Below are 19,820 nucleotides of genomic sequence, written 5' to 3'. Positions count from 1 at the left end.
GACAGCCCCTACAGCCCCCGTAACCCGCCCTGTTCCGCCAACACCTCCAAATGATGATCCGCATCCCCAAAGGCGAGATCGATCATCGCCGTGCGCTTGAAGTGGTGGGCGACCTCGTATTCCATCGTCACGCCGACTCCGCCATGCAGCTGCACCGCGTTCCGGCCGATAAACGTCGCCGAGCGGCCGATCTGCACCTTCGCTGCTGAAATGGCCTCGCGCCGCGTTTCAGCGTCCGGCTCTGCGGCGTTCATGGTGGCGTAGAGCATCATCGAGCGGGCTTGTTCCAGCGCCATGTACATTTCGGCGCCGCGATGCTGGAGCACCTGGAAATCGCCGATCGGCACGCCGAACTGCTTGCGCTCCTTGAGATAGGCGATGGTCAGTTCGTGCATCCGCGCCATCGAGCCGACCGCTTCGGCCGAGAGCGCGGCGATGGTCTCGTCGACGACCCGCGCGATCGCCGGAAAGGCGCCCGCCGGATCGCCCAGGACATGGGAGGCCGGGACGGACACGGCCTCGAAGCTCAGTTCCGCCGCGCGCATGCCGTCCTGGGTCGGATAGCCCCGGCGCGACAGGCCGCTCGCCCCGGCCGGAACATAGAAGAGGCCGATGCCGGCTTCCTCGCCGGGCGCGCCGCTGGTGCGGGCGGTGACGATGAAACCATCGGCGCTGTCGCCGTGTAGCACCAGCGTCTTTTCGCCGGAGAGTCGGAAGCCGTCCCCGTCCGGCTTGGCCTTCAGCGCGACGAAGGCGGGATCATAGCGCGAATGCCGCTCGGCGAAGGCGAAGGCGAGGCGGATCGAGCCGTCGGCAAGGCCCGGCACCCACGCGGCGCGCTGTTCGGCACTGGCGGCATGGCGGATAGCGCCGCCGGCCATGACGATCGAGGCCAGATAGGGCTCGACGACGAGGCCGCGGCCGAAGGCCTCCATGACGATCATCGTCTCGACCGGCCCGCCACCGAAGCCGCCGTCATCCTCGGCGAAAGGCACCGCCGTCAGGCCGAGTTCGGCGAAGGCCGCCCACATATCGCGGCTGAAGCCGGGCTCCTCGGCGCGGTAGGCGTTGCGCTGCTCGAAGCCGTAGCGATCCAGGATCAGGCGCTCGACCGAGTCCTTGATCATGGCCTGTTCGTCGGAGAGGTCGAAATCCATGCGTTTGTGTCCTGCGTGAAAGGCTGGGGCGCGGCTGGTCGTGCCGGGGTCGAGTTCAGAGGCCGAGGATCGCCTTGGCGATGATGTTCTTCTGGATCTCGTTGGAGCCGCCGTAGATCGACACCTTGCGGTAGTTGAAATAGCCGGGCGCCAGCGGCGCGGCGTAGTCCGGCCCGACCGGCGGCTCGTTTCGACCCTCTTCGCGCGACGGCTCGTAGGGCAGGGCGTAGGGGCCGATCGCCTCCATCAACAGCTCGGTGGTCGCCTGCTGCAGCTCGGAGCCCTTGATCTTGAGGATCGATGAGGCGGGATCGGGCTTGCCGTGGGCGCGCTTGGCCTCGGCCGAAAGCACCCGCAATTGGGTCATCTCCAGCGCCTTCAACTCGATCTCCACCGCCGCGACCTTCTCGCGGAAGCGGCGGTTCTCCCAGACCGGTACGGAGCCGGCGAATTCCAGCTTGGCGATCTCCTTGAGGCGGCGGATGCGCTCCTTGGAGCCACCGACGCGGGCGATGCCGACCCGTTCGTGGCCAAGCAGGAATTTCGCGTAGTCCCATCCCTTGTTTTCCTCGCCGACCAGATTTTCGACCGGCACGCGCACATCGTCGAAGAACACCTCGTTGACCTCGTGGCCGCCGTCGATGGTCTGGATCGGGCGGACGGTGACCCCAGGCGTCGTCATGTCGATCAACAGGAAGGAGATGCCCATCTGCTTCTTCGGCGCGGCCGGGTCGGTGCGCACCAGGCAGAAGATCCAGTCGGCATATTGGCCGAGCGTCGTCCAGGTCTTCTGGCCGTTGACGACGTAATGGTCGCCGTCCTTCTCGGCCTTCGTGGTCAGGCCGGCGAGATCGGAGCCGGCGCCCGGCTCGGAAAAGCCCTGGCACCACCAGTCGTCGAGATTGGCGATGCGCGGCAGGAATTTGGCCTTCTGCGCGTCGTTGCCGAAGGTGTAGATGACCGGGCCGACCATGTTGTGGCCGAAGGGCAGCATCTGCGGGGCGGGCGCCTGCTGCAGTTCGTCCTGGAAGATGTACTGCTGGACCGGCGACCAGCCGGTGCCGCCGAACGCTTCCGGCCAGTGTGGCACCGACCAACCCTTGTCGTTGAGAATGCGGGTCCAGCGCACCATCACGTCCTTGCCGACCGAGCGGCCATCGTGCAGCGCGGCGGTGACGTCCTCCGGCACATGATCACGGATGAAGGCGCGGACCTCGTCGCGGAACGCCGTCTCTTCCTCGGTGAATCGCAGATCCATGGGCTTGGTCCTTCGTTCCGGCCGCGACGGCGCGCGGGCAATGCGCGGATCGCGAAAAACCACGGTCCGCCATTTGCCTCAGATGTGACGCCGCCCTAGCGTGGTGTCAACGAGATCCGGCCACCCATGCGGCCCGGATAACCGCCGGCCTTTGCTGCGCCGGGATCGCTGCAATTGCGAATGGATACGCTCGACATGCTCCTGATCAACGACGCGGCGACGCTGGACAATGACGGCGCCATCGCCCTTCTGACGCTGCACAACCCGCCGGTGAACGCGTTGTCGCAAGTGCTGCGCGAGGGCATCGCGGCGGGCATCGAAGCGGCCGTCGCCGACGATGCGGTCAAGGCCATCGTGCTGATCTGCGAGGGCCGGACCTTTATCGCCGGGGCCGACATCAAGGAGTTCGGCAAGCCGATGGAAGGCCCGTCGCTGCGCGAGCTGGAGGATATCGTCGAGAACTGCCCCAAGCCGGTGATCGCGGCGCTGCACGGGACGGCGCTGGGCGGCGGGCTGGAACTGGCGCTCGCCTGCCACTATCGCGTCGCGCTCCCTTCGGCGAAACTCGGCCTGCCGGAGATCAAGCTCGGCATCATTCCCGGCGCGGGCGGCACCCAGCGGTTGCCGCGGATGATCGGCCTGAAACGCGGGCTCGACATGATCCTCACTGGCACGCCGGTGGGCGCGGCGACGGCGCAAACGCTCGGTATCGTCGACGAACTGGCCGTTGGCGAATTGCGCGCCGAGGCGGTGCGGTTCGCGAACGACATCCTCCGGGAGGGACGGCCGCTGCGCAAGGTCAGCGAGGAAGACGACCGGCTGGCGCGTGAGGACATCGAGGCGGCCATCGCGGAAGCCCGCGCCGCCCACGGCCGCAAGATGAAGGGCTTCGACAGCTTCGACAAGGCGCTGGAAGCGGTCGCCAACGCGGCGCGGCTGCCCTTCGCGGAGGGCATGGCGCGCGAGAGCGACATCTTCGCCGAGCTGCTCGGCGGCATCCAGTCGAAGGCGCAGCGCTATGTCTTCGGCGCAACACGGGCGGCCGCCAAGATCCCCGACATTGCGGCCGACACGCCGACCCGGCCGATCCGCACCGTCGGCATCATCGGCGCCGGCACGATGGGCGGCGGCATCACCATGAATTTCCTCTCGGCCGGCATCCCGGTGACGATCGTCGAGGCCAAGCCGGAGGCGCTGGAGCGCGGCACCCGCATCATGCGCAAGAACTACGAAGCCGCCGTGAAAAGGGGCCGCATCCGCCCGGAAGATGTCGACAAGGCGATGGGCCTGCTCTCGCCGTCGCTGGACATGTCCGATCTCGCTGATTGCGACCTCGTCATCGAGGCGGCGTTCGAGGAGATGGCGGTGAAGAAGGACATCTTCGCCCGGCTCGACGGTATCGCCAAGAAGGGCGCGATTCTCGCCTCCAACACCTCCTATCTCGATATCGACGCAATCGCCTCGAGCACCAAGCGGCCCGAGGACGTGATCGGTCTGCATTTCTTCTCGCCGGCCAACATCATGAAGCTGCTCGAGGTGGTGCGCGGCGAGAAGACCGCGACGGACGTGATAGCCACCGCGATGAAGCTCGCCCGCAACATCGGCAAGACGGCGGTGCTGGTCGGCGTCTGCCACGGTTTCGTCGGCAACCGCATGCTCAACGCTCGCCAACGCGAGGCGAACAAGCTGATCCTGGAAGGCGCGATGCCCTGGGACGTCGACAGGGTGCTGACCGATTTCGGTCTGCCGATGGGGCCGTTCCAGATGGCCGATCTCGCCGGCCTCGACCTTGGCTGGAACCGTGAGACCTCGAAGGGCGAGACCATTCGCGAGCAGCTGTGCGAGGCGGACCGACGCGGCCAGAAGACCGGCGCGGGCTTTTACGACTACGACGACAAGCGCAAAGGCTCGCCATCCAAGCTGGTGGAGAAAATTATCCGCGCCAAGTCGCGCGAGGAGGGCATCAAACGCCGGAATATCTCCGACGACGAAATCCTCCAACGGCTCGTCTATCCGATGATCAACGAGGGCGCGAAGATCCTCGACGAGGGCATCGCGCTCAGGGCATCGGACATCGATGTCGTGTGGATCAACGGCTTTGGCTGGCCGGTCTATCGCGGCGGACCGATGTTCTTCGCCGACACGATCGGGCCGGAGGTGGTTCTGGCAAAGATGCGCGAAATGGAGGAGCGGATGGGCGAGGATTTCAAACCCGCGCCGCTGTTGGAGCGGATCGTCGAAGAGGGGCGGAGCTTTACCGGCGCGGCCTGAACGGCTCACGGTCTTTCGATCGCGGGACTTTTTCCCGTATCCGCTTGGCGGGGAGCCGAAAGTCCACGGACCCCTTCACCTGCGCCGGGTGCCGTCATACTCATGGGAAAATGGCGAGAACGGCAGGAGGGAGGACATGATGGCCAACAGCCGCTCACGCATCAGGTGGATCGCCGCGATGGTCGCGTCCGCCCTGCTTCTGCCCGCCGGATATGCCAGCGCTCAATCGGCGCTTCCGCCGGACAGGGTTGTCGGCCCCGCCGGCGCGTTCAAGATCCCGACGACCGGCAGCGTGCCGAATGCCGCCATCGCCGACTATCCGACCGACGTGACGGCCGACTACGTGTTCGGCTGCATGGCCAGCAACGGCAACACGCGCACCGCGCTGGAGCAATGCTCCTGCTCCTTCGACGTCGTCGCGTCGCTGCTTCGCTATGAGCGCTACGTCGAGGCCTCGACCTTCCTGTCGATGGGGCAGGTGACGGGGGAGAAGGGCGTTCTGTTCCGCACCAGCGCCGAGGCCAAGTCGGCCGTCGGCGACCTCAGGCGCGCCCAGGCCGAAGCGGAAATCCGCTGCTTCGATTGAGAGCGCCGCCGCCGAGTCCAGTCGCCGCTTTCAATCAAAAGCTGTAAAAGCCGTAGCTGCCCCGATCGTCAGGACTGTTCCGGGACAAAGGTCTTTTCGAAGACCTTGCCCTCGGTGTCCGTTGCCTTGGCGTGGAAGGGCACCGACGGATCGCCGGTATAGTTGAAGCGGAAGCTCGGATCCTCGGAGATCGAAATCCCGCCGGTCATCGAGAACAAGCGCTCGCCGCCGCGATCGACCGCGAGATCGGTGATGAAATGCGCCGGGATATAGAGAAGCGTCACCTGATCCTTCTGCAACCCGGAATTGTTCGGATGCCGGATCATCAGCTGCGCCTCATGCGTCGCCGTGCCGCCGATATCCGCCGCGGCGAAAGCCCGCAGTTTCATCTGGCCCATCTGCTTGGCGGCGACTTCCGCGTCCTTCGCCGCCGGGGCGGCGCAGCCGCCGGCCGCCTTGACGTATTGCTTGGTGACATAGAGCGTGCCGTCGGCCGCTTCGGCCACCGCGTGGATGTCGGTGTAGGCGTTGACCCTGACGCGGGTCGACAATTCGGTGAGGCCGGAGCCTTCGGCGATGTCGAAGGTCGCGGCCACCGGGGCGGGGTTCTCGTCGATGACGAGCGTCACCTTGCGAATGTTCATGGCCGGATCGAGCGTCAGCTTGATCGGCACGATCGCCGGGTCAGTGGCACGGCGTGGCGCTTCCAGCATGATCGCATCGGTGCCCTCGATTAGCGGCCGGTCGCCGAACAGGTCGTCCTTCAGGCCGGGCCAGGCGGATTCCATGGCGGCGGCCGCCGCTTCGGCGGGCGAGAGCGTCGATTGGGCAAACGCGGCAGGCGTGGAGAGCGTAAAAGCGGAAGCGGCGAGAACGGCGAGCGAAAGAACGCTGGCCAGCGAGGTCCGCCGACGGGACCCGTGCGTCGCCTGACGGTGCGGCCCGGCATGAGCGTCCAGCATGACAATCTCCCAATTTTCGTCGCGAGTGCCCGTTCGCTCCTTGGCTAATGTGACGGCATTGCCAGGCGAGGACAAGGGAGGGCCGTCTCAACTCGCCTTGATCGATACGCCTTGATCAATCCGGGAGAGTCGGACAGAAGCCGCGCCTTGCGCCGGGTCATTCCCATTCCAGCTCGGCGAAGGCGGCGGTGGCGTTGCGGGCGTTGAAGGCGTCGAAGACCTGCCATTTACCGGCCTCGCTCCGTCCGGCGGTCTTGACTGCGTCGGCGAGTGGAACGCCATCGGCGATCATCTGGCGGAGATCGGATGCGAGCCTTTCAAGATAGGCCGTCTGCGGCGCGATCGCCTGCGGCCATGGCGCGCTCGCTGGACCGTGCCCCGGCACGACGCGGCTTGCCGGCAGCGCTTCGAGGTCCGGTGTCTGGGCGAGCCAGCCCTTGAGGCTGCCGTCGATGACCGGCAAGTGCTCCATGAAGACGAGATCGCCGGCGAACAGCGTTCCGGTCGCCACGTCGAGGACAGTCAGATCGTTGTCCGTATGGGCGGTGCCCCAGGCCGTCAGCGTCAGCTTGCGATTGCCGAGGTCGATGATGCGCTCGTCCTCTACGGTCTCGTCCGGAAGCGTGACGATGACCTCGTCGGCGAGCACCGGGCCGAGCTGTTCGCGCATCGACTGCTTGTAGAAATCCGCCCGTGCGGCGAGCGCGGCGGGCAGCTTGCGATGCCCGATCAGCGTCGCGCCGGCCGCCTTGAACACCTGGTTCCCGAAGATGTGATCGGGATGCATATGGGTGTTGACGAGGTAGCGGACCGGCTTGTCGGTGACCGCGCGGATCGCCTGCAAGGCCGAGCGGGCGACCGCGACGCTGCCGCCACTGTCGATCACCGCCACGGCGTCGTCGCCGATCACAACACCGATATTGGCGATGTCGCCCTGGTTTTGAGGGCTGGTCTCCTCGACCAGACCGGCGTGGACGTAGATTCCGGGGGCGATCTCCTCCAACGCCAGTGGCGCGGCGAAAGCAGCGGCGGCGCCAGCGAAGGCGGCGAGGGCAACCAGGGTCGCCGCTGCGCAGCGCCGGAGGAATGTAAGACGCGTCGACATGACTCCATCAGACATGCCCGCGCGCTGTGGGGCAAGACCACCGGCGGTTCCATGGCGCGTGACCGGTCCTGCGGCGATTCGACACCACTACGGTCGGTGCCGTCTCGCCGAAGACGCCGCAGACCGGCGACGGGAATGTGGCTTGGTGATGCGGTGCCATTGCTTGGAGAGGCGATGGACAGTTTTTCTGACGTCGGCTTGGTGGGCGCGCGCGCTGCCGCAACAGCCGCCGGGCAAGCAAACCTCCTCAACGCCGCGAAGTAACAGGAGGTTCTCGGCAAGTGTGGGGACCGGTCCTGCTCTATAGAGCGACGATATATTGCGATGCACACCAAAAATGCTGCGTCGCACATAGGAAAAGTGCCATTCGGAGCTTGCGCAGGAAAAATTCCCGAACTAGCATCGCGTCATGGTTTCCGGCTTCAAGGTCGCAGTGTTGGGAGCGCTGCGAGTCCTCGAAGGCCACGGTAGGTGTCGATCAACGGTGCCCACCAAGACCCCTATTGGCGGTCGTGACACGCTGCCGGAAACCTTCCCCCAGACTATCGTTGGCTCAACGTTCGTCGGCAATCCTGCCGTCACGCGTCACCGCTACAGTTCCTTGGGAGGACACCGATGTTCAAGACAATCACGAAGGCCGCGCTGGCATCCAGCCTGCTCATCTCGATCGGGGCGGGCGCCTCGGCGAACGAGAAACTGCAGGAGATGCAGGGCGACGCCGCGCAGTGGGTAATGCCCACGGGCAACTACGCCAATCAGCGCTACTCGACGCTGGACAAGATCAACAAGGACAACGTCGGCGACATGGTCCCGGCCTGGGGCTTTTCGACCGGCGTTCTGCGCGGCCACGAGGGCTCGCCGCTCGTCGTCGGTGACACGATGTACGTGCACACGCCGTTCCCCAACATCGTCTATGCGCTCGACGCCAAGAACGACGGCGAGATCAAGTGGAAATACGAGCCCAAGCAGGATCCGAACGTCATCCCGGTGATGTGCTGCGACACGGTCAATCGCGGCGTTGCCTACGCGCCGGCGCAAGGTGACGGCGGCAAGGACCTGGTGATCCTGCATCAGGCCGACACGACCGTCGTCGCGCTCGACGCCGCAACCGGCGAGCAGGTTTGGTCGGTGAAGAACGGTGATGCGTCGAAGGGCGAGACCGGTACCGCGGCGCCGATGGTGTTCAAGGACAAGGTGCTGATCGGTATTTCGGGCGGTGAGTTCGGCGTGCGCGGTTCCATCACCGCCTACAACGTTTCCGATGGTACGCAGGCCTGGCGGGCCTATTCGACCGGCCCGGACGACGAGATGCTGTTCGATCCCGAGAAGACCATGGAACTCGGCAAGCCGGTTGGCGCGGATTCCTCGCTCAACAGCTGGGAAGGCGACCAGTGGCAGATCGGCGGCGGCACGACCTGGGGTTGGTTTGCCTATGATCCCGAACTGAACCTGATCTATTACGGGACCGGTAACCCCTCGACCTGGAACCCGGCGCAGCGGCCCGGCGACAACAAATGGTCGATGGCGATCATGGCGCGCGATGCCGACACCGGCGTGGCGAAGTGGGTCTATCAGATGACCCCGCATGACGAGTGGGACTTCGACGGCGTCAACGAGATGATCCTCGCGGACATCGACGTCGGCGGTACGCCAACCAAGGCGCTCGTCCACTTCGACCGCAACGGTTTCGCCTACACGATGAACCGTGAGACCGGCGAATTGCTGGTCGCCAAGAAGTACGATCCGGCCGTCAACTGGGCGACCGAAGTCGTCATGGACAAGGAATCCGACCAGTACGGCCGCCCGCAGGTGGTCGCGGAGTATTCGACCGAGCAGAACGGCGAGGACACCAACTCGACCGGCATCTGCCCTGCGGCGCTGGGAACCAAGGATCAGCAGCCGGCGGCCTATTCGCCGGAAACCAAGCTGTTCTACGTGCCGACCAACCACGTCTGCATGGACTACGAGCCGTTCCGCGTCGCCTATACGGCCGGACAGCCTTACGTCGGCGCGACACTGTCGATGTACCCGGCGCCCAACAGCCATGGCGGCATGGGCAACTTCATCGCCTGGGACGCCGGCAAGGGCGAGATCGTCTGGTCGCTGCCCGAGCAGTTCTCGGTATGGTCCGGTGCTCTGGCCACCAAGGGCGGCATCGTCTTCTACGGTACGCTCGAGGGCTATCTGAAGGCTGTCGACGCCACCACGGGCGAGGAACTCTACAAGTACAAGACCCCGTCGGGCATCATCGGCAACGTGATGACCTACGAGAATGAAGGCAAGCAGTATGTCGGCATTCTCTCCGGCATCGGCGGCTGGGCTGGTATCGGCCTCGCGGCGGGCCTCACCGATCCCAGTGCCGGTCTCGGCGCGGTCGGCGGCTATGCGGCGCTGTCGAAATACACCGCCCTCGGCGGCGCGCTGACGGTGTTCACGGTCCCGGACCAGACGGCCGCGAAATAAGCCACAAGACGGGGCCCCACTCTTTGCGGAGCGGGGCCCCGATGCGTGACGAGAGGGCCCGATGTCAGGCTTCGGCCTTGATGCCGGGCCATTGTTTTGGAGGGCGGTGGGCGCCCTGCCATCATCGCCGAGAAGCCGGGCCGAGGATTCGCCCGCGTGTCGATCCGTGAGGTTTGAATGAATTCCAAGTTGATTGCGTTTGCTGGCATCGTGCTTCTTTCGGCCAGTAGCCTGACCTTCGCGCAGAGTGACGGAACCACCATCGTGCCGGCGGGCCAACAGGCGCCGGACGCGACGACCCCAACGGCACCGGCCGGAGATGCGGCTGCAACCCCCGCCCCCGCGGCCGATCCCGCGCCCGCCAATGCCGCGGTGGCCGACCCGGTCGGGTCCTCGCAGGCCTCCACCGCAAGCGGCGAAAAGGCGATGGCGAGCGGCGAGACCATGAAGGTCGACGCGCATCCGTCGAAGGATACGGCAACCGAAGGCAACCAGCCGAGCGAAGGCGAGATGGGCAAATTCGTCGATCCTGCTGGAAACCCGACCTACAGCATGACCGAAGACGGCACCGCCGATTGGTACACCTGGCGTGGCTACAAGAAATACGGCGCCAACTGCCTGCAGTGCCACGGCCCGGATGGTCTGGGTTCGTCCTTCGCCCCGAACCTGACGGAATCGCTGCAGACTCTGAGCTATTTCGACTTCGTCGGCGTCGTCGTCAGTGGTCAGCAGAACAAGTGGAATTCGTCCGGAAATTCGATCATGCCGGCCTGGGGCGAAGATCCCAACGTTATGTGCTCACTGGATGCAATCTACATCTATCTGCGCGCCCGCACCGACGGCGTCGTCGGGCGGGGCGAGCCAAAACGCCCGACTAAGAACGAGGCGGGGCAGAAGGCCGAATACGATTGTCTGGGATTTTGATGCGATGATCCGCTTCGTCACAGCGGCTGTCGGCATCGCGAGCGCCTTGGCGCTGGCGTTGCCGGCGGCGGCCCAGGATCGGGAATTCGGCGGCGAGATCGAGCTCGTCGATCCAAACGTGCTGCGGGTCTGCGCGGACCCCAACAACTTGCCGTTTTCCAACGAGGCCGAAGCGGGCTTCGAGCAAGAGGTCGCCCGGTTCCTGGCCGACAAGCTGGGGCGGCAATCGGTGTCCTATACCTACTTTCCGCAGGCGACCGGCTTCGTGCGGATGACGCTCGGCTCCAATCTTTGCGACGTCATCATGAGCTATCCGCAGGGCGACGAGCTGGTTCAGAACACCAACGCCTATTACCGGACGGCCTATGCACTGGTCTATCCGAAGGACGGCGATCTCGCCGACGTCGAGACGATCGCGGACCCGAAGCTGAAGGACAAGCGCATCGGTATCGTCGCCGGCACGCCGCCGGCGACCTATCTCGCCCGCGCCGGCCTGATCGGGAAGGCCAAACCCTACCAGCTGATGATCGACACGCGGTTCGACAATTCCGCCAAGGCGATGATCGACGATCTTGACAGTGGCGAGATCGACGCGGCGATCCTCTGGGGGCCGATGGCCGGCTATTACGCCAAGGAATCGGGCAAGGATTATGCCGTCGTGCCGCTCACCCACGAGGGCAAGGGGCCGGCGACGACCTTCCGGATCACCATGGGTGTGCGGGCCTCCGACCAGCAGTGGAAGCGCACGCTCAACCAGGCGATCCAGGATTATCAGGGCGAGATCGACGAGATACTGTTGTCCTACGGCGTGCCGCTGCTCGACGAAGAGGACCGCCCGATCGTGTCGAAGGCGGGCGATGTGGCGCCGGAACCGCGGGAGCCGAAGGGATGAGAGCGGCCCGCCCGCCGGCCGCCCTGTTCGGTCTGGTTCGCGCGAGCGCCCTCATCTGGATACTCTTGGCGCTCGTCTTCGCGCCGCCGTCAGTGTCGGCAAAGGAAGATGCTGTGGTCCCGGCGCCCGAGATCGCCGTCGAAGAACCAACTACCGCAACCGTTCCCCAGCCCGAGCCCGAGGACTATCGGACCGAGGCCTATCGCGCGTCGGTTCCGGAAAGTCTTGCGGGCGGCACCGTCGTCGATACGGCGACCGCCAAGACGCTGCATGACGAGGACGCAGCATTCGTCGACGTCCTGCCGCGCGCGCCACGGCCGGAGGGCCTGCCTGCCGATACCATCTGGCGGCCGAAGCCACGCAGCAATATTCCGGGCTCGATCTGGCTGGTCGACACCGGCTATGGCGAGCTGGCGCCGGCGATGGAGCGTTATCTCCTCGAGGGGCTCGCCGAGGCCACGCAAGGCGACAAGGGCCGGCCGATCGTCATCTACTGCCTGCGCGATTGCTGGATGAGCTATAACGCCGCCAAGCGCGCGATCCGCGCCGGCTATGCGGCCGTCTACTGGTATCCGGACGGCACCGATGGCTGGGCGGAATCCGGCTACGCGCTGGCGCTGTCCGAGCCGGAGCCGCGACCGGACGAATAGACGCGCGCGTTTCGAGCCGTCCGGTCACAGCGCGCTGGCGATTGCCCGACCGAGGCCGAAGGCGCGCTGTTCGATCAGCACCGGCACTTCGCAGACATAGGTGAGAGACTGCCGCCGCTCGTCGAAGATGCGGGTGTCCCAGAGAAGAGCCTGTCGGGCTTCTTCGATCTCCGTCGGCGAGGCGTCCGGCTGCTGCCGCAGCCTGGCGAATTCCGCGCTCTCCTCGCGCAATCTTTGCGCCAGCGCCTTCTGCTTGGCGCCGTAGCGCTCGATACCGACCATCACCTCGCCGCGTTCGGCATTCAGCCGGTCGAGGATGTCGGCCAGGATCGCGGTCGCCGTCGCCTCGCGTTCGGCTTCGGGCAGTCCGCCGACGAAGTCCTTGACCATCATTGCGGCTTCATCGAGCGGCAGCCGGCGCGCGACAATTTGGTCGATCAGCACCCGCATCGCGTCGGTCCGCTCGACATTCGCGGCATTGGCGACGTCCGGGCCGTTCCAGATCTGAGCCGGGGAGATTGTCTCGACGCGGCGCTGGATGCAGGGCCAGTCGGTGGTGCCTTTTTCCGGTGTCCGGGCGAAGCTCATCGGGCTGGCCGGAGTTTCGGCTGGCGACGGCGGCTTCGCCTCCTCGGCTTCCGGCGCGTTGACGGGCGGCGGGCCGGGCAGCACGAAGCCTTCGGGGATGTCGCGCGGCGCCGCGCCGTCCTGGGCGCTCGCGGGAAGGACGGCCAAGTGCAATAGAAGCGCGAGCGAACCCGCGACAAGCGCGGTTCCACCGATCCGACGGTGTGCGTTCGTGGACATGAAAGCCTCCCTTCGATCGCGGCTCAGGTGGCGTCTCACTGGCGTTTGCGGCTGATCAGGCCGCGCGCCGGATCGTAGGCGAGGATGGCGCCGCCGAGAAAGACGGCCGTGCAGCCGATGACGACGGCGAGCGCTTGCCAGTTGATCTCGCCATAGAGAGCGAAGCGCACCAGCTCCACCGCGTGCGTGAACGGGTTGAACAGGGTGATCGTGTAGAGCGGCGGACTCGACTCCTGCACCCGCCAGAGCGGATAGAGCGCGGACGAGGCGAAATACATCGGGAAAATCACGAAGTTCATGACACCGGCGAAATTCTCCAGCTGCTTGACCAGCGAGGACAGCAGCATACCGAGCGAGCCGAGCATCAGGCCGGTCAGAATCAGCGCCGGCAGCACGGTGAGATACCCCGTCCAATGCGGCTGGACCTCCCAGAACCAGGCAATGGCGAAGAACACATAGACCTGGACGACACCGACCGCGACGCCGGCGGCGAGCTTGGAGACGAGCAGGAACCAGCGCGGCAGCGGCGAGACGAGCAGGGTCTTCATGGCGCCGGTCTCGCGGTCGTAGACCATCGACAGCGACGACTGCATGCCATTGAATAACAGGATCATGCCGACGAGGCCGGGCGTGATGTAGACCTCGTAGAGAATGTAGGTCTGGTAGGGCGGCGTGATCGAGACGCCGAGCACCTGGCGAAAGCCGGCGGCGAAAATGAACAGCCAGAGCAGCGGGCGCACCAGCGCCGAGACGAAGCGCTCGCGCTGATGCAGAAAGCGCAGCGCCTCGCGCCAGACGATGCCGCGAAAGCAGATGAGATAGGCAGACAGCGGAAAGCCGCTGGGGGTCGCGTCCGCCGAAGCGCTTGCCGGGGTGCTCACGAGGCCATCTCCGGTTCGACGGTGCTCTTGGCCAATCCGGTGAGGCGGGTGAAGGCATCGCGGATCGAGCCGGCGCTTTCCGCCGCGACGATATCGGGGACGTTCCCCTCGGCCAGAACCTTGCCGTGGTGGAGCACCACGACCCGGTCGGTCTCGTCGATCTCGTCTATCAGATGGGTCGCCCACAGGACGCTGACGCCTTCGTCTTTCACGAGCCGCCGCACTTCCGAGACGATCTCGGCGCGCGAGCGGATGTCGAGCCCAACCGTCGGCTCGTCGAGCAGGATGAGGCGCGGCCGGTGCATGAAGGCCCGGACGATCTCGATACGGCGAAGCTGGCCGCCGGAGAGGTTGCGCGCCTTCTCGCCCATCCGGTCGATCAGTTCGGAGCCGCGAAGGATTTCCGCGATCCGGCGACTGGCTTCGGCGCCGGTCATGCCGTGCAGGGCGGCGTGATATTTGAGGTTCTGGCGGATCGACAGGTCGAGATCGAGCGTTCGCGCCTGAAACACCACGCCGAGGCGGCGCAGCGCCTCGCCGGGCTCCTCGTTCAGGCGGCGGCCGAGAATGCGGATTTCGCCATCACGGACATTGAACAGCCGGGTCACCAGCGAAAACAGCGTCGACTTGCCGGCGCCGTTGGGGCCGAGGAGGGCGGTGAATGAGCCCTGCGGCACCGCGAACGACACGTCGTCGAGGGCCTTGCGGTCGCCATAGGAATGGCTGACACGACGGACGTCGAGCGCGGGAGGGGCGTCCGGCGCCCCGGCGCTGAGGTCGGGTGTCATGATCGCGGCATCCAAGGCCATCGTGCTCCATTGCGGTCGGTGGGACCCCCCGGCAGCCTATCGCCGGGTCGGTCGGGAAGACAGTGGCGAAGTACGATTCGTGGCGGTGGGTGCTCCTTGGCGGCGCCTGATGCCGCGCTATGGAACGATGGTGATCGTGCCCTTCATGTCCTGTTCTTCATCGAGGCCCTCGACATACCAATCGTAGCGGCCGGGCCGGGTGGTCTGAAACTGCACGGTGATCACGCCGGTCGCGTCGAATTCCAGCCAGGCCGGCGGGCCGGCCATATGCACCTCGAGATCGGAGATGACGATCTGGTTCATCCAGACATTGCGGAAGAAGCCGGGCGCGTGGAACTTGTATTCGAGCCCGCCCTCGGAGGCGATGTCCCAGCGATAGGCCTGGTTGGCCCTGAGATAGATGTCGGTGTGGCTGACGGCGAATTCTCTGTCGGGGGCGCCGAGGACCAGTGGCGTGACGATCTGGCTCGACAGCGAGACGGGCGGCAGGCCGATCTGGTCGCCGTTCAGGGCGCTCGCCGGCATCAGCTCCGAGCCCTTCGGGATGGTCAGTTCCTCGGCCGTCGGCACCATCGCGGCGCCGGTTGCTCCGTCATCGTCATCATCATCGTCGTCCTTATCGGCGGCCGCCTCTCCGGCTGCCCCCGAATCCTGCGCCGCAACGACCATGATCGGCGCGAAGGCGAGGATCGCCGCCATCAGCAAGAGCCAGATTCGTTTCATTGCTCGGTTCCCTCCCAATTTCGCGCGTGCGGACGCGCCTCGCTCCGTCCGCCGGCTTATTCGCCGGGCGTGACGGCGACGCCCCAGGGCTGTTGCCCGACCTGGACGGACTTGATCACCTCGTCATCCGCGACGTCGATGATCGAGATGTCGTTGGAGACGCCGTTGGTGGTGAAGAGGTGCGTTTCACCCGGCGAGAAGGCGAGCTGCCAGACCCGCTGGCCGACGAGCAGATAATCGATCACCTCATAGGTCTCGGCGTCGATCACCGCGACGCGGTTGGCCGGCCCGAGCGCCACATAGGCCTTCTTGCCGTCGGCGGTGATCCGCACGCCGACCGGCTGGATCGCCTCGGAGCGGATTCCCTGAATCTCGAAGGTGATCTTTTTCTTGATCTCCTTCGTGGCCGCGTCGATCACGCTGACCGTGCCGCCGATCTCGGCCGATACCCAGACCTCCGAGCCGTCCCGCTTGTATTCGGCGAAACGGGGCCGGGAATCCACGAGGACGTTGGCGGTGATCTGGTGGCTGTCGCTGTCGATGAAATGGGCCATGTTCGTCGTTTCCGACGTGTTGACGATGGTCGTCCCGTCGGGCGAGACCGCCATCCCCTCCGGCTCGACGCCGACCGGGATTTCCGCGAGGCGCGCCCCGGTTTGAAGATCGATTGCGGTGACGAGATTGTCGTCCTCATTGGCGACGTAGAGCCGCTTGCCGTCCGGCGACAGGATCAGCAGTTCGGGATCGGGGCCGGAGGGCAGGGTCTTGAGAAACTTGTAGGTCGCCGTGTCGTAGACCTGGATGGTGTCGTCGTCGCTGGCGCAGACGAAGATCTGGCTGCCGTCGGCGCTGACGGCGATGCCGCGCGGCCGCTGGCCCACCTTGAAGGTGTCGATAACCTCGAAATTCTCCGAGTCGAGGACGGTGATGTCGTTGCCCTTCTCGTTGGACACGAAAATCTTGTAGGCGAAGGCGGGGCTGGCGGACAGCGCCAGCGTCGCGGCGAGAGCCACGCTCATCAGTCGTCTCATGACCCGCTCGTTCCTTCCGTTCGATTGCCGGTGCCCACCGTCCATCAAACCACGCAACGCCATCCCGCCGACCTCCGCAGTGGCAGAACGAGGTCGCGCCCGATCGTCCCGGCTTTGGGAGCAGCAGGGGCGGGCAGCAACCTCGAAGGTGAAAGCTTCGCAGAGGATTCCGGGCGCCACAACGGGATAACTTCCCGTCTTCCCGAAAGTCGTGGGGTCGGCGAAACTCATGGCCGCTCGCGATCGAGCATGCGGCCGCCCTTCGTCTCCAGCGCGAAGCGGACGAGGTCGGAGGTGCGGTCGACGCCGAGCTTCTCCTTCATGCGTGAGGAGGTGTTGGCGATGGTCTTGTAGGCGACGCCGAGCCCTTGCGCGATGTCGGTGAGGCTCTTGCCCTCGCCGAGCATGTGCAGGATCTGCAATTCGCGCCGCGACAGCTCCTTCGTTCCCCCCTCGGAGGACTCGTGGCGGGCCATCAGCGCCGTCGTCTCGCTGTCGACATAGCTTTCGCCAACCAGCGCCTTTTCGATCGCCACCAGCAGTTCGTCGGTCGGAGCGCTCTTCGACACATAGCCGAGCGCGCCGTCGCGCCGGGCCGAGGCTGCATAGACGATGTCGGAATACATCGAGAACACGACGATCTTCGCCTTCGGGTCGTCGGCGCGCAAGCGCCGCAGGGCGTCGAGGCCGCTGCCGTTTTTCAGGTTGATGTCGAGGATGGTAACGTCCGGCCGGAACTTGCGGAACATCGCCAGCGCCTCGGACGGCGTCTCCGCCTCGGCGATCGCAGTGGCTGGCAGCGCCTCGACCAGCCGCCTGACGCCGTCGCGCACCACCGTGTGATCGTCGACGATCAGGATCTTCATGCCGCGTCTCCACCCATGCCGGAGACTACCGCGCCGGGGGGCGCGCTGTCACGGGGAAGCGGCACCCGTCCTTCCAACCGCACGCCGGGCGGGAACGGCACCTGCGACATCGTCAGTTCGCCGCCGGCCGCCTCGACCCGCTCGCGCATGCCGAGAAGGCCGAATCCGCCTTCTGTCCCTGGCTCGGCGAGGCCGCCGCCATCGTCGACGACGCTGAAGGCGAGATGGTTCTCGCCTGGCGCCACGCGGACGGCGACCCGCGTCGGCGCGCTGTGGCGCAGCGCGTTGTTCAGCCCCTCGCGCACCGCCCGGTGGACCAGCACCTCCAGCGGCCCGCCCCAGTCGCCTTCGGCCAGCTCGGCGGAAAACGCCACGTCGCCGTGGCGGCGGGAAAGCTCCGCGATCAGTTCCTCGATCGCCGCCTTGAGGCCCAATCCCGGCGTCAGGCCGGGCCTCAGATCGGAGAGGATGCGCCGTACCTCCTGACGGGCGCGATGGGCGGCGGTCTTGATCGCCTCGGCGCGGCCCGTCACCTTGTCGTCGGCGCTCCTGGCGAGGCGGGCGATCGCCGAAGCGTCGACGTCGATGGCAAACAGCAGCGGCCCGATGTCGTCGTGGAGATCGCGGGCGAGCTCGGCCCGCTCCTCGTCCTGCAGCCGCAACAGCTGTTCCGACAGGCGGCGGTTGCGGGCGGAGATTTCGGCAAGCCGCACCGCCATCTCGTTGCAGCGGGTGGCGAGCACTCGCATTTCCGGCGGGCCGGACGGTGCGACGCGGCTTGCGTAATCGCCGGCGCCGATGCGCGCGAAGGCCGCCTGGATCGCCCCGAGCGGCCGCAGCGCCCGGTCGGCGACCACCCAGATGGCCGCGAAGGCAAGCAGCACGAACAGGACGAGGCTGCCGAGGCCGAGGCCAAGATCGGTCCAACTGGTGGCGATCTCGTTGCGCGGATCGATCGAGACGGCCACGGCGGTCATCGGCAAAGCGGCGCCCGACAGCGGCATCACCGTGGTCGAGGTGTCCGGCGCGAGCAGGCGGACGAACCAGTCCGGCAGGGCGCCGTAATCCTTGGCGGGGGTGGAAAAATCCCGGACCGCGCCGGTGGAATCGATCAGCAGCACCTGCACATGCCGGTCGCCGTTGAAGGCGCGCACGAAGCTGGCAAGCTCCGCCGCCGTGTCACGCGAGGCGGGCAGCTTGGCGACGAGCTGGGCGACCCGGTTGGCGGCGACGCTGCGCGCGGCGGAGAGCTCGGCGGCGACGTTCTTCGTCGCCTGATCGTAGGTCAACAACCCGCCGATGATCAGGATCGCGACGAACGCGGCGCTCAACGTGGCGGCAAGGCGGGTTTTGAGGGACACGGGCTGACCGGGTTGGACGAGGGGTCGGGCGGCTGCCCGGCGGAGGCTATGCGGGAAGGGGGATGGGGGGAAGGGTGGGGGGACCAGCCGCCTGACTGTTCTCAGGTGAGCGATCCACAAAATCGGACCCAGTTGTCACTCCTTCTGCCCCATGCAATCGCCAGCGGCTTACGTGAGGTTCTGAGCAATGAAATTTTGTTTATTTTCTCGCGCGCCGCAATCGAAATGCGCGCAGTGAACTACGTGGTATCCGTCTGCGCTCCTGCCTCGGCTGTCGGTGCAACCGGCAATTCTAACAACTGCAGCAACGCTGGCGCTCGGCCGGAGAGGCGATAGCGCAACAATTCGCCACGTTTCGCAATCCTCGTGGCGAACTCGGGCGCGCCCTTGAGCGCCCGGTTGGTGTTGTATTTCCGGACGGCAAGACCTTGCTCCACCGTGACGGCGGCGATCTCATCGCAAGTCGCTGCCCGACCGATCTCTCGTAACGCTCTCAACGATCGATGCAACTCCGACCGAGGAAGGCGGTGGTCAGCCGGACGTTCGATCGTGTTGACTAACTCGTCGATCCGGCGCCGATAGGTTAAATGATCCGCGTCATTGCGGATCACGACATCGGCGATCTCATGGGCGACCCTCAGCGCCCCGAAGTGCATCTGCTCCTCGTCCCGTGCCTGGAAGTCGCGAAAGGTGTGGACATCGTCCGATCGAGCGCGCTTCACGTGCCGCTCGAACCGGGTGCGAACATCGGCCTCTACAAGAATGATTCGCGCGTCCGGAAAAGCCGATCGCAGCCAGAGCACTTCCTCCACGGTCCTCATGCCGGTCACTACGCTGAGATCAGCTCCCTCGCGGGATAGATACTCGGCAGCGCGCTTCGCAACTACGTCCCAACCCCGGCTCATGAGAAAGCTGAAAGCTTGATCCGACGTATCGATATCAATGCCTTCGTCGGTGCCAATCTGTCTAAGTGTCGGTCCACAAAGAAGTTGAATGATATGAATCGTTTGTGATTCCATGCTGTTGATTTGATTCGACGAGGGCATGGAAGCGATGTGGACGAAAGCAAACCGC

The 19,820-nt window shown here is 65.6% G+C and carries 17 protein-coding genes and 1 pseudogene; 6 read left to right on the top strand and 12 right to left on the bottom strand.

The genetic code is table 11. The annotated features are described in order from the left end of the window. Positions 1-8: 8 nt before the first annotated feature. Both VQ045_RS12285 and pimC read right to left on the bottom strand, forming a co-directional pair. Positions 9-1,157: an acyl-CoA dehydrogenase family protein gene (locus VQ045_RS12285; RefSeq protein ID WP_331830308.1), complete on the bottom strand. Its 1,149-nt coding sequence runs from the start codon at positions 1,155-1,157 to the stop codon at positions 9-11. A 55-nt stretch (positions 1,158-1,212) separates the two neighbouring features. Further along, positions 1,213-2,415 carry a pimeloyl-CoA dehydrogenase large subunit gene (gene pimC, locus VQ045_RS12280; protein ID WP_331830307.1) on the bottom strand — a complete coding sequence of 401 codons (1,203 nt, stop codon included), beginning with the start codon at positions 2,413-2,415 and terminating at the stop codon, positions 1,213-1,215. A gap of 195 nt (positions 2,416-2,610) precedes the next feature. Between pimC and VQ045_RS12275 the strand changes: the two genes are divergently transcribed. Further along, positions 2,611-4,686 carry a 3-hydroxyacyl-CoA dehydrogenase NAD-binding domain-containing protein gene (locus VQ045_RS12275; RefSeq protein ID WP_331830306.1) on the top strand — a complete coding sequence of 692 codons (2,076 nt, stop codon included), beginning with the start codon at positions 2,611-2,613 and terminating at the stop codon, positions 4,684-4,686. 274 nt (positions 4,687-4,960) lie between these two features. Beyond that, entirely contained in the window at positions 4,961-5,272 is a 312-nt protein-coding gene (locus tag VQ045_RS12270; RefSeq protein ID WP_442872929.1) for a hypothetical protein, read from the top strand. 68 nt (positions 5,273-5,340) lie between these two features. Here the strand turns inward: VQ045_RS12270 and VQ045_RS12265 are convergent, their stop codons facing one another. Then, entirely contained in the window at positions 5,341-6,234 is an 894-nt protein-coding gene (locus VQ045_RS12265; RefSeq protein WP_331830305.1) for a quinoprotein dehydrogenase-associated SoxYZ-like carrier, read from the bottom strand. 157 nt (positions 6,235-6,391) lie between these two features. After that, positions 6,392-7,339, bottom strand: coding sequence for a quinoprotein relay system zinc metallohydrolase 2 (locus VQ045_RS12260; RefSeq protein ID WP_331830304.1), 948 nt, complete (start codon positions 7,337-7,339; stop codon positions 6,392-6,394). Positions 7,340-7,954: 615 nt separating this feature from the next. Between VQ045_RS12260 and VQ045_RS12255 the strand changes: the two genes are divergently transcribed. From VQ045_RS12255 to VQ045_RS12240, 4 genes are all read left to right on the top strand, one after another. After that, the gene (locus VQ045_RS12255; RefSeq protein WP_331830303.1) at positions 7,955-9,802 is read left to right on the top strand and encodes a methanol/ethanol family PQQ-dependent dehydrogenase; all 1,848 of its coding nucleotides are present in this window, start codon (positions 7,955-7,957) and stop codon (positions 9,800-9,802) included. Between the two features lie 177 nt (positions 9,803-9,979). Next, positions 9,980-10,726: a c-type cytochrome gene (locus VQ045_RS12250; protein ID WP_331830302.1), complete on the top strand. Its 747-nt coding sequence runs from the start codon at positions 9,980-9,982 to the stop codon at positions 10,724-10,726. 4 nt (positions 10,727-10,730) lie between these two features. Next, the gene (locus VQ045_RS12245) at positions 10,731-11,618 is read left to right on the top strand and encodes a substrate-binding domain-containing protein (RefSeq protein ID WP_331830301.1); all 888 of its coding nucleotides are present in this window, start codon (positions 10,731-10,733) and stop codon (positions 11,616-11,618) included. Next, on the top strand, positions 11,615-12,268 hold the full coding sequence (locus VQ045_RS12240; protein WP_331830300.1) for a PQQ-dependent catabolism-associated CXXCW motif protein: 654 nt from the start codon (positions 11,615-11,617) through the stop codon (positions 12,266-12,268). Before VQ045_RS12245 ends, VQ045_RS12240 begins: the two co-directional genes overlap by 4 nt. Before the next feature lie 24 nt (positions 12,269-12,292). Here VQ045_RS12240 and VQ045_RS12235 read toward each other — a convergent pair whose 3' ends face one another. From VQ045_RS12235 to VQ045_RS12200, 8 genes and pseudogenes are all read right to left on the bottom strand, one after another. After that, the gene (locus tag VQ045_RS12235; protein ID WP_331830299.1) at positions 12,293-13,075 is read right to left on the bottom strand and encodes a hypothetical protein; all 783 of its coding nucleotides are present in this window, start codon (positions 13,073-13,075) and stop codon (positions 12,293-12,295) included. 35 nt (positions 13,076-13,110) lie between these two features. Further along, a complete protein-coding gene (locus tag VQ045_RS12230) occupies positions 13,111-13,956 on the bottom strand; it encodes an ABC transporter permease (RefSeq protein WP_442879864.1) in 846 nt (281 codons plus the stop codon). Beyond that, positions 13,953-14,765, bottom strand: coding sequence for an ABC transporter ATP-binding protein (locus VQ045_RS12225; protein ID WP_442879863.1), 813 nt, complete (start codon positions 14,763-14,765; stop codon positions 13,953-13,955). The genes VQ045_RS12230 and VQ045_RS12225 overlap by 4 nt, the downstream gene beginning before the upstream one ends. Before the next feature lie 117 nt (positions 14,766-14,882). Then, the gene (locus tag VQ045_RS12220; protein ID WP_331830297.1) at positions 14,883-15,488 is read right to left on the bottom strand and encodes a hypothetical protein; all 606 of its coding nucleotides are present in this window, start codon (positions 15,486-15,488) and stop codon (positions 14,883-14,885) included. 56 nt (positions 15,489-15,544) lie between these two features. Continuing rightward, a complete protein-coding gene (locus VQ045_RS12215; RefSeq protein WP_331830296.1) occupies positions 15,545-16,519 on the bottom strand; it encodes a YVTN family beta-propeller repeat protein in 975 nt (324 codons plus the stop codon). A 227-nt stretch (positions 16,520-16,746) separates the two neighbouring features. Further along, complete coding sequence (locus VQ045_RS12210) at positions 16,747-17,385, bottom strand: response regulator transcription factor (protein WP_331830295.1); 639 nt, start codon at positions 17,383-17,385, stop codon at positions 16,747-16,749. After that, positions 17,382-18,746, bottom strand: coding sequence for a sensor histidine kinase (locus VQ045_RS12205; RefSeq protein ID WP_331830294.1), 1,365 nt, complete (start codon positions 18,744-18,746; stop codon positions 17,382-17,384). The genes VQ045_RS12210 and VQ045_RS12205 overlap by 4 nt, the downstream gene beginning before the upstream one ends. Positions 18,747-18,985: 239 nt before the next feature. Next, a pseudogene (locus tag VQ045_RS12200) lies at positions 18,986-19,820 on the bottom strand (hypothetical protein); the annotation flags it as partial.

The sequence above is a fragment of the Aurantimonas sp. E1-2-R+4 genome (assembly GCF_036549515.1).
GTDB classification, from domain to species: domain Bacteria; phylum Pseudomonadota; class Alphaproteobacteria; order Rhizobiales; family Rhizobiaceae; genus Aurantimonas; species Aurantimonas coralicida_A.
Note: the sequence above shows the minus strand (reverse complement) of the source record. Positions and strands in the feature narration are given on the sequence as shown.

What these genes read in the sequence shown, in the direction of transcription:
- VQ045_RS12245 (WP_331830301.1), top strand. Translation starts at nt 10,731, where the DNA reads ATGATCCGCTTCGTCACAGCGGCTGTCGGCATCGCGAGCGCCTTGGCG.
- VQ045_RS12275 (WP_331830306.1), top strand. Translation starts at nt 2,611, where the DNA reads ATGCTCCTGATCAACGACGCGGCGACGCTGGACAATGACGGCGCCATC.
- VQ045_RS12265 (WP_331830305.1), bottom strand. Translation starts at nt 6,234, where the DNA reads ATGCTGGACGCTCATGCCGGGCCGCACCGTCAGGCGACGCACGGGTCC.
- VQ045_RS12225 (WP_442879863.1), bottom strand. Translation starts at nt 14,765, where the DNA reads ATGGCCTTGGATGCCGCGATCATGACACCCGACCTCAGCGCCGGGGCG.
- VQ045_RS12255 (WP_331830303.1), top strand. Translation starts at nt 7,955, where the DNA reads ATGTTCAAGACAATCACGAAGGCCGCGCTGGCATCCAGCCTGCTCATC.
- VQ045_RS12210 (WP_331830295.1), bottom strand. Translation starts at nt 17,385, where the DNA reads ATGAAGATCCTGATCGTCGACGATCACACGGTGGTGCGCGACGGCGTC.
- VQ045_RS12235 (WP_331830299.1), bottom strand. Translation starts at nt 13,075, where the DNA reads ATGTCCACGAACGCACACCGTCGGATCGGTGGAACCGCGCTTGTCGCG.
- VQ045_RS12220 (WP_331830297.1), bottom strand. Translation starts at nt 15,488, where the DNA reads ATGAAACGAATCTGGCTCTTGCTGATGGCGGCGATCCTCGCCTTCGCG.
- VQ045_RS12260 (WP_331830304.1), bottom strand. Translation starts at nt 7,339, where the DNA reads ATGTCGACGCGTCTTACATTCCTCCGGCGCTGCGCAGCGGCGACCCTG.
- VQ045_RS12250 (WP_331830302.1), top strand. Translation starts at nt 9,980, where the DNA reads ATGAATTCCAAGTTGATTGCGTTTGCTGGCATCGTGCTTCTTTCGGCC.
- VQ045_RS12240 (WP_331830300.1), top strand. Translation starts at nt 11,615, where the DNA reads ATGAGAGCGGCCCGCCCGCCGGCCGCCCTGTTCGGTCTGGTTCGCGCG.
- VQ045_RS12215 (WP_331830296.1), bottom strand. Translation starts at nt 16,519, where the DNA reads ATGAGACGACTGATGAGCGTGGCTCTCGCCGCGACGCTGGCGCTGTCC.
- VQ045_RS12285 (WP_331830308.1), bottom strand. Translation starts at nt 1,157, where the DNA reads ATGGATTTCGACCTCTCCGACGAACAGGCCATGATCAAGGACTCGGTC.
- pimC (WP_331830307.1), bottom strand. Translation starts at nt 2,415, where the DNA reads ATGGATCTGCGATTCACCGAGGAAGAGACGGCGTTCCGCGACGAGGTC.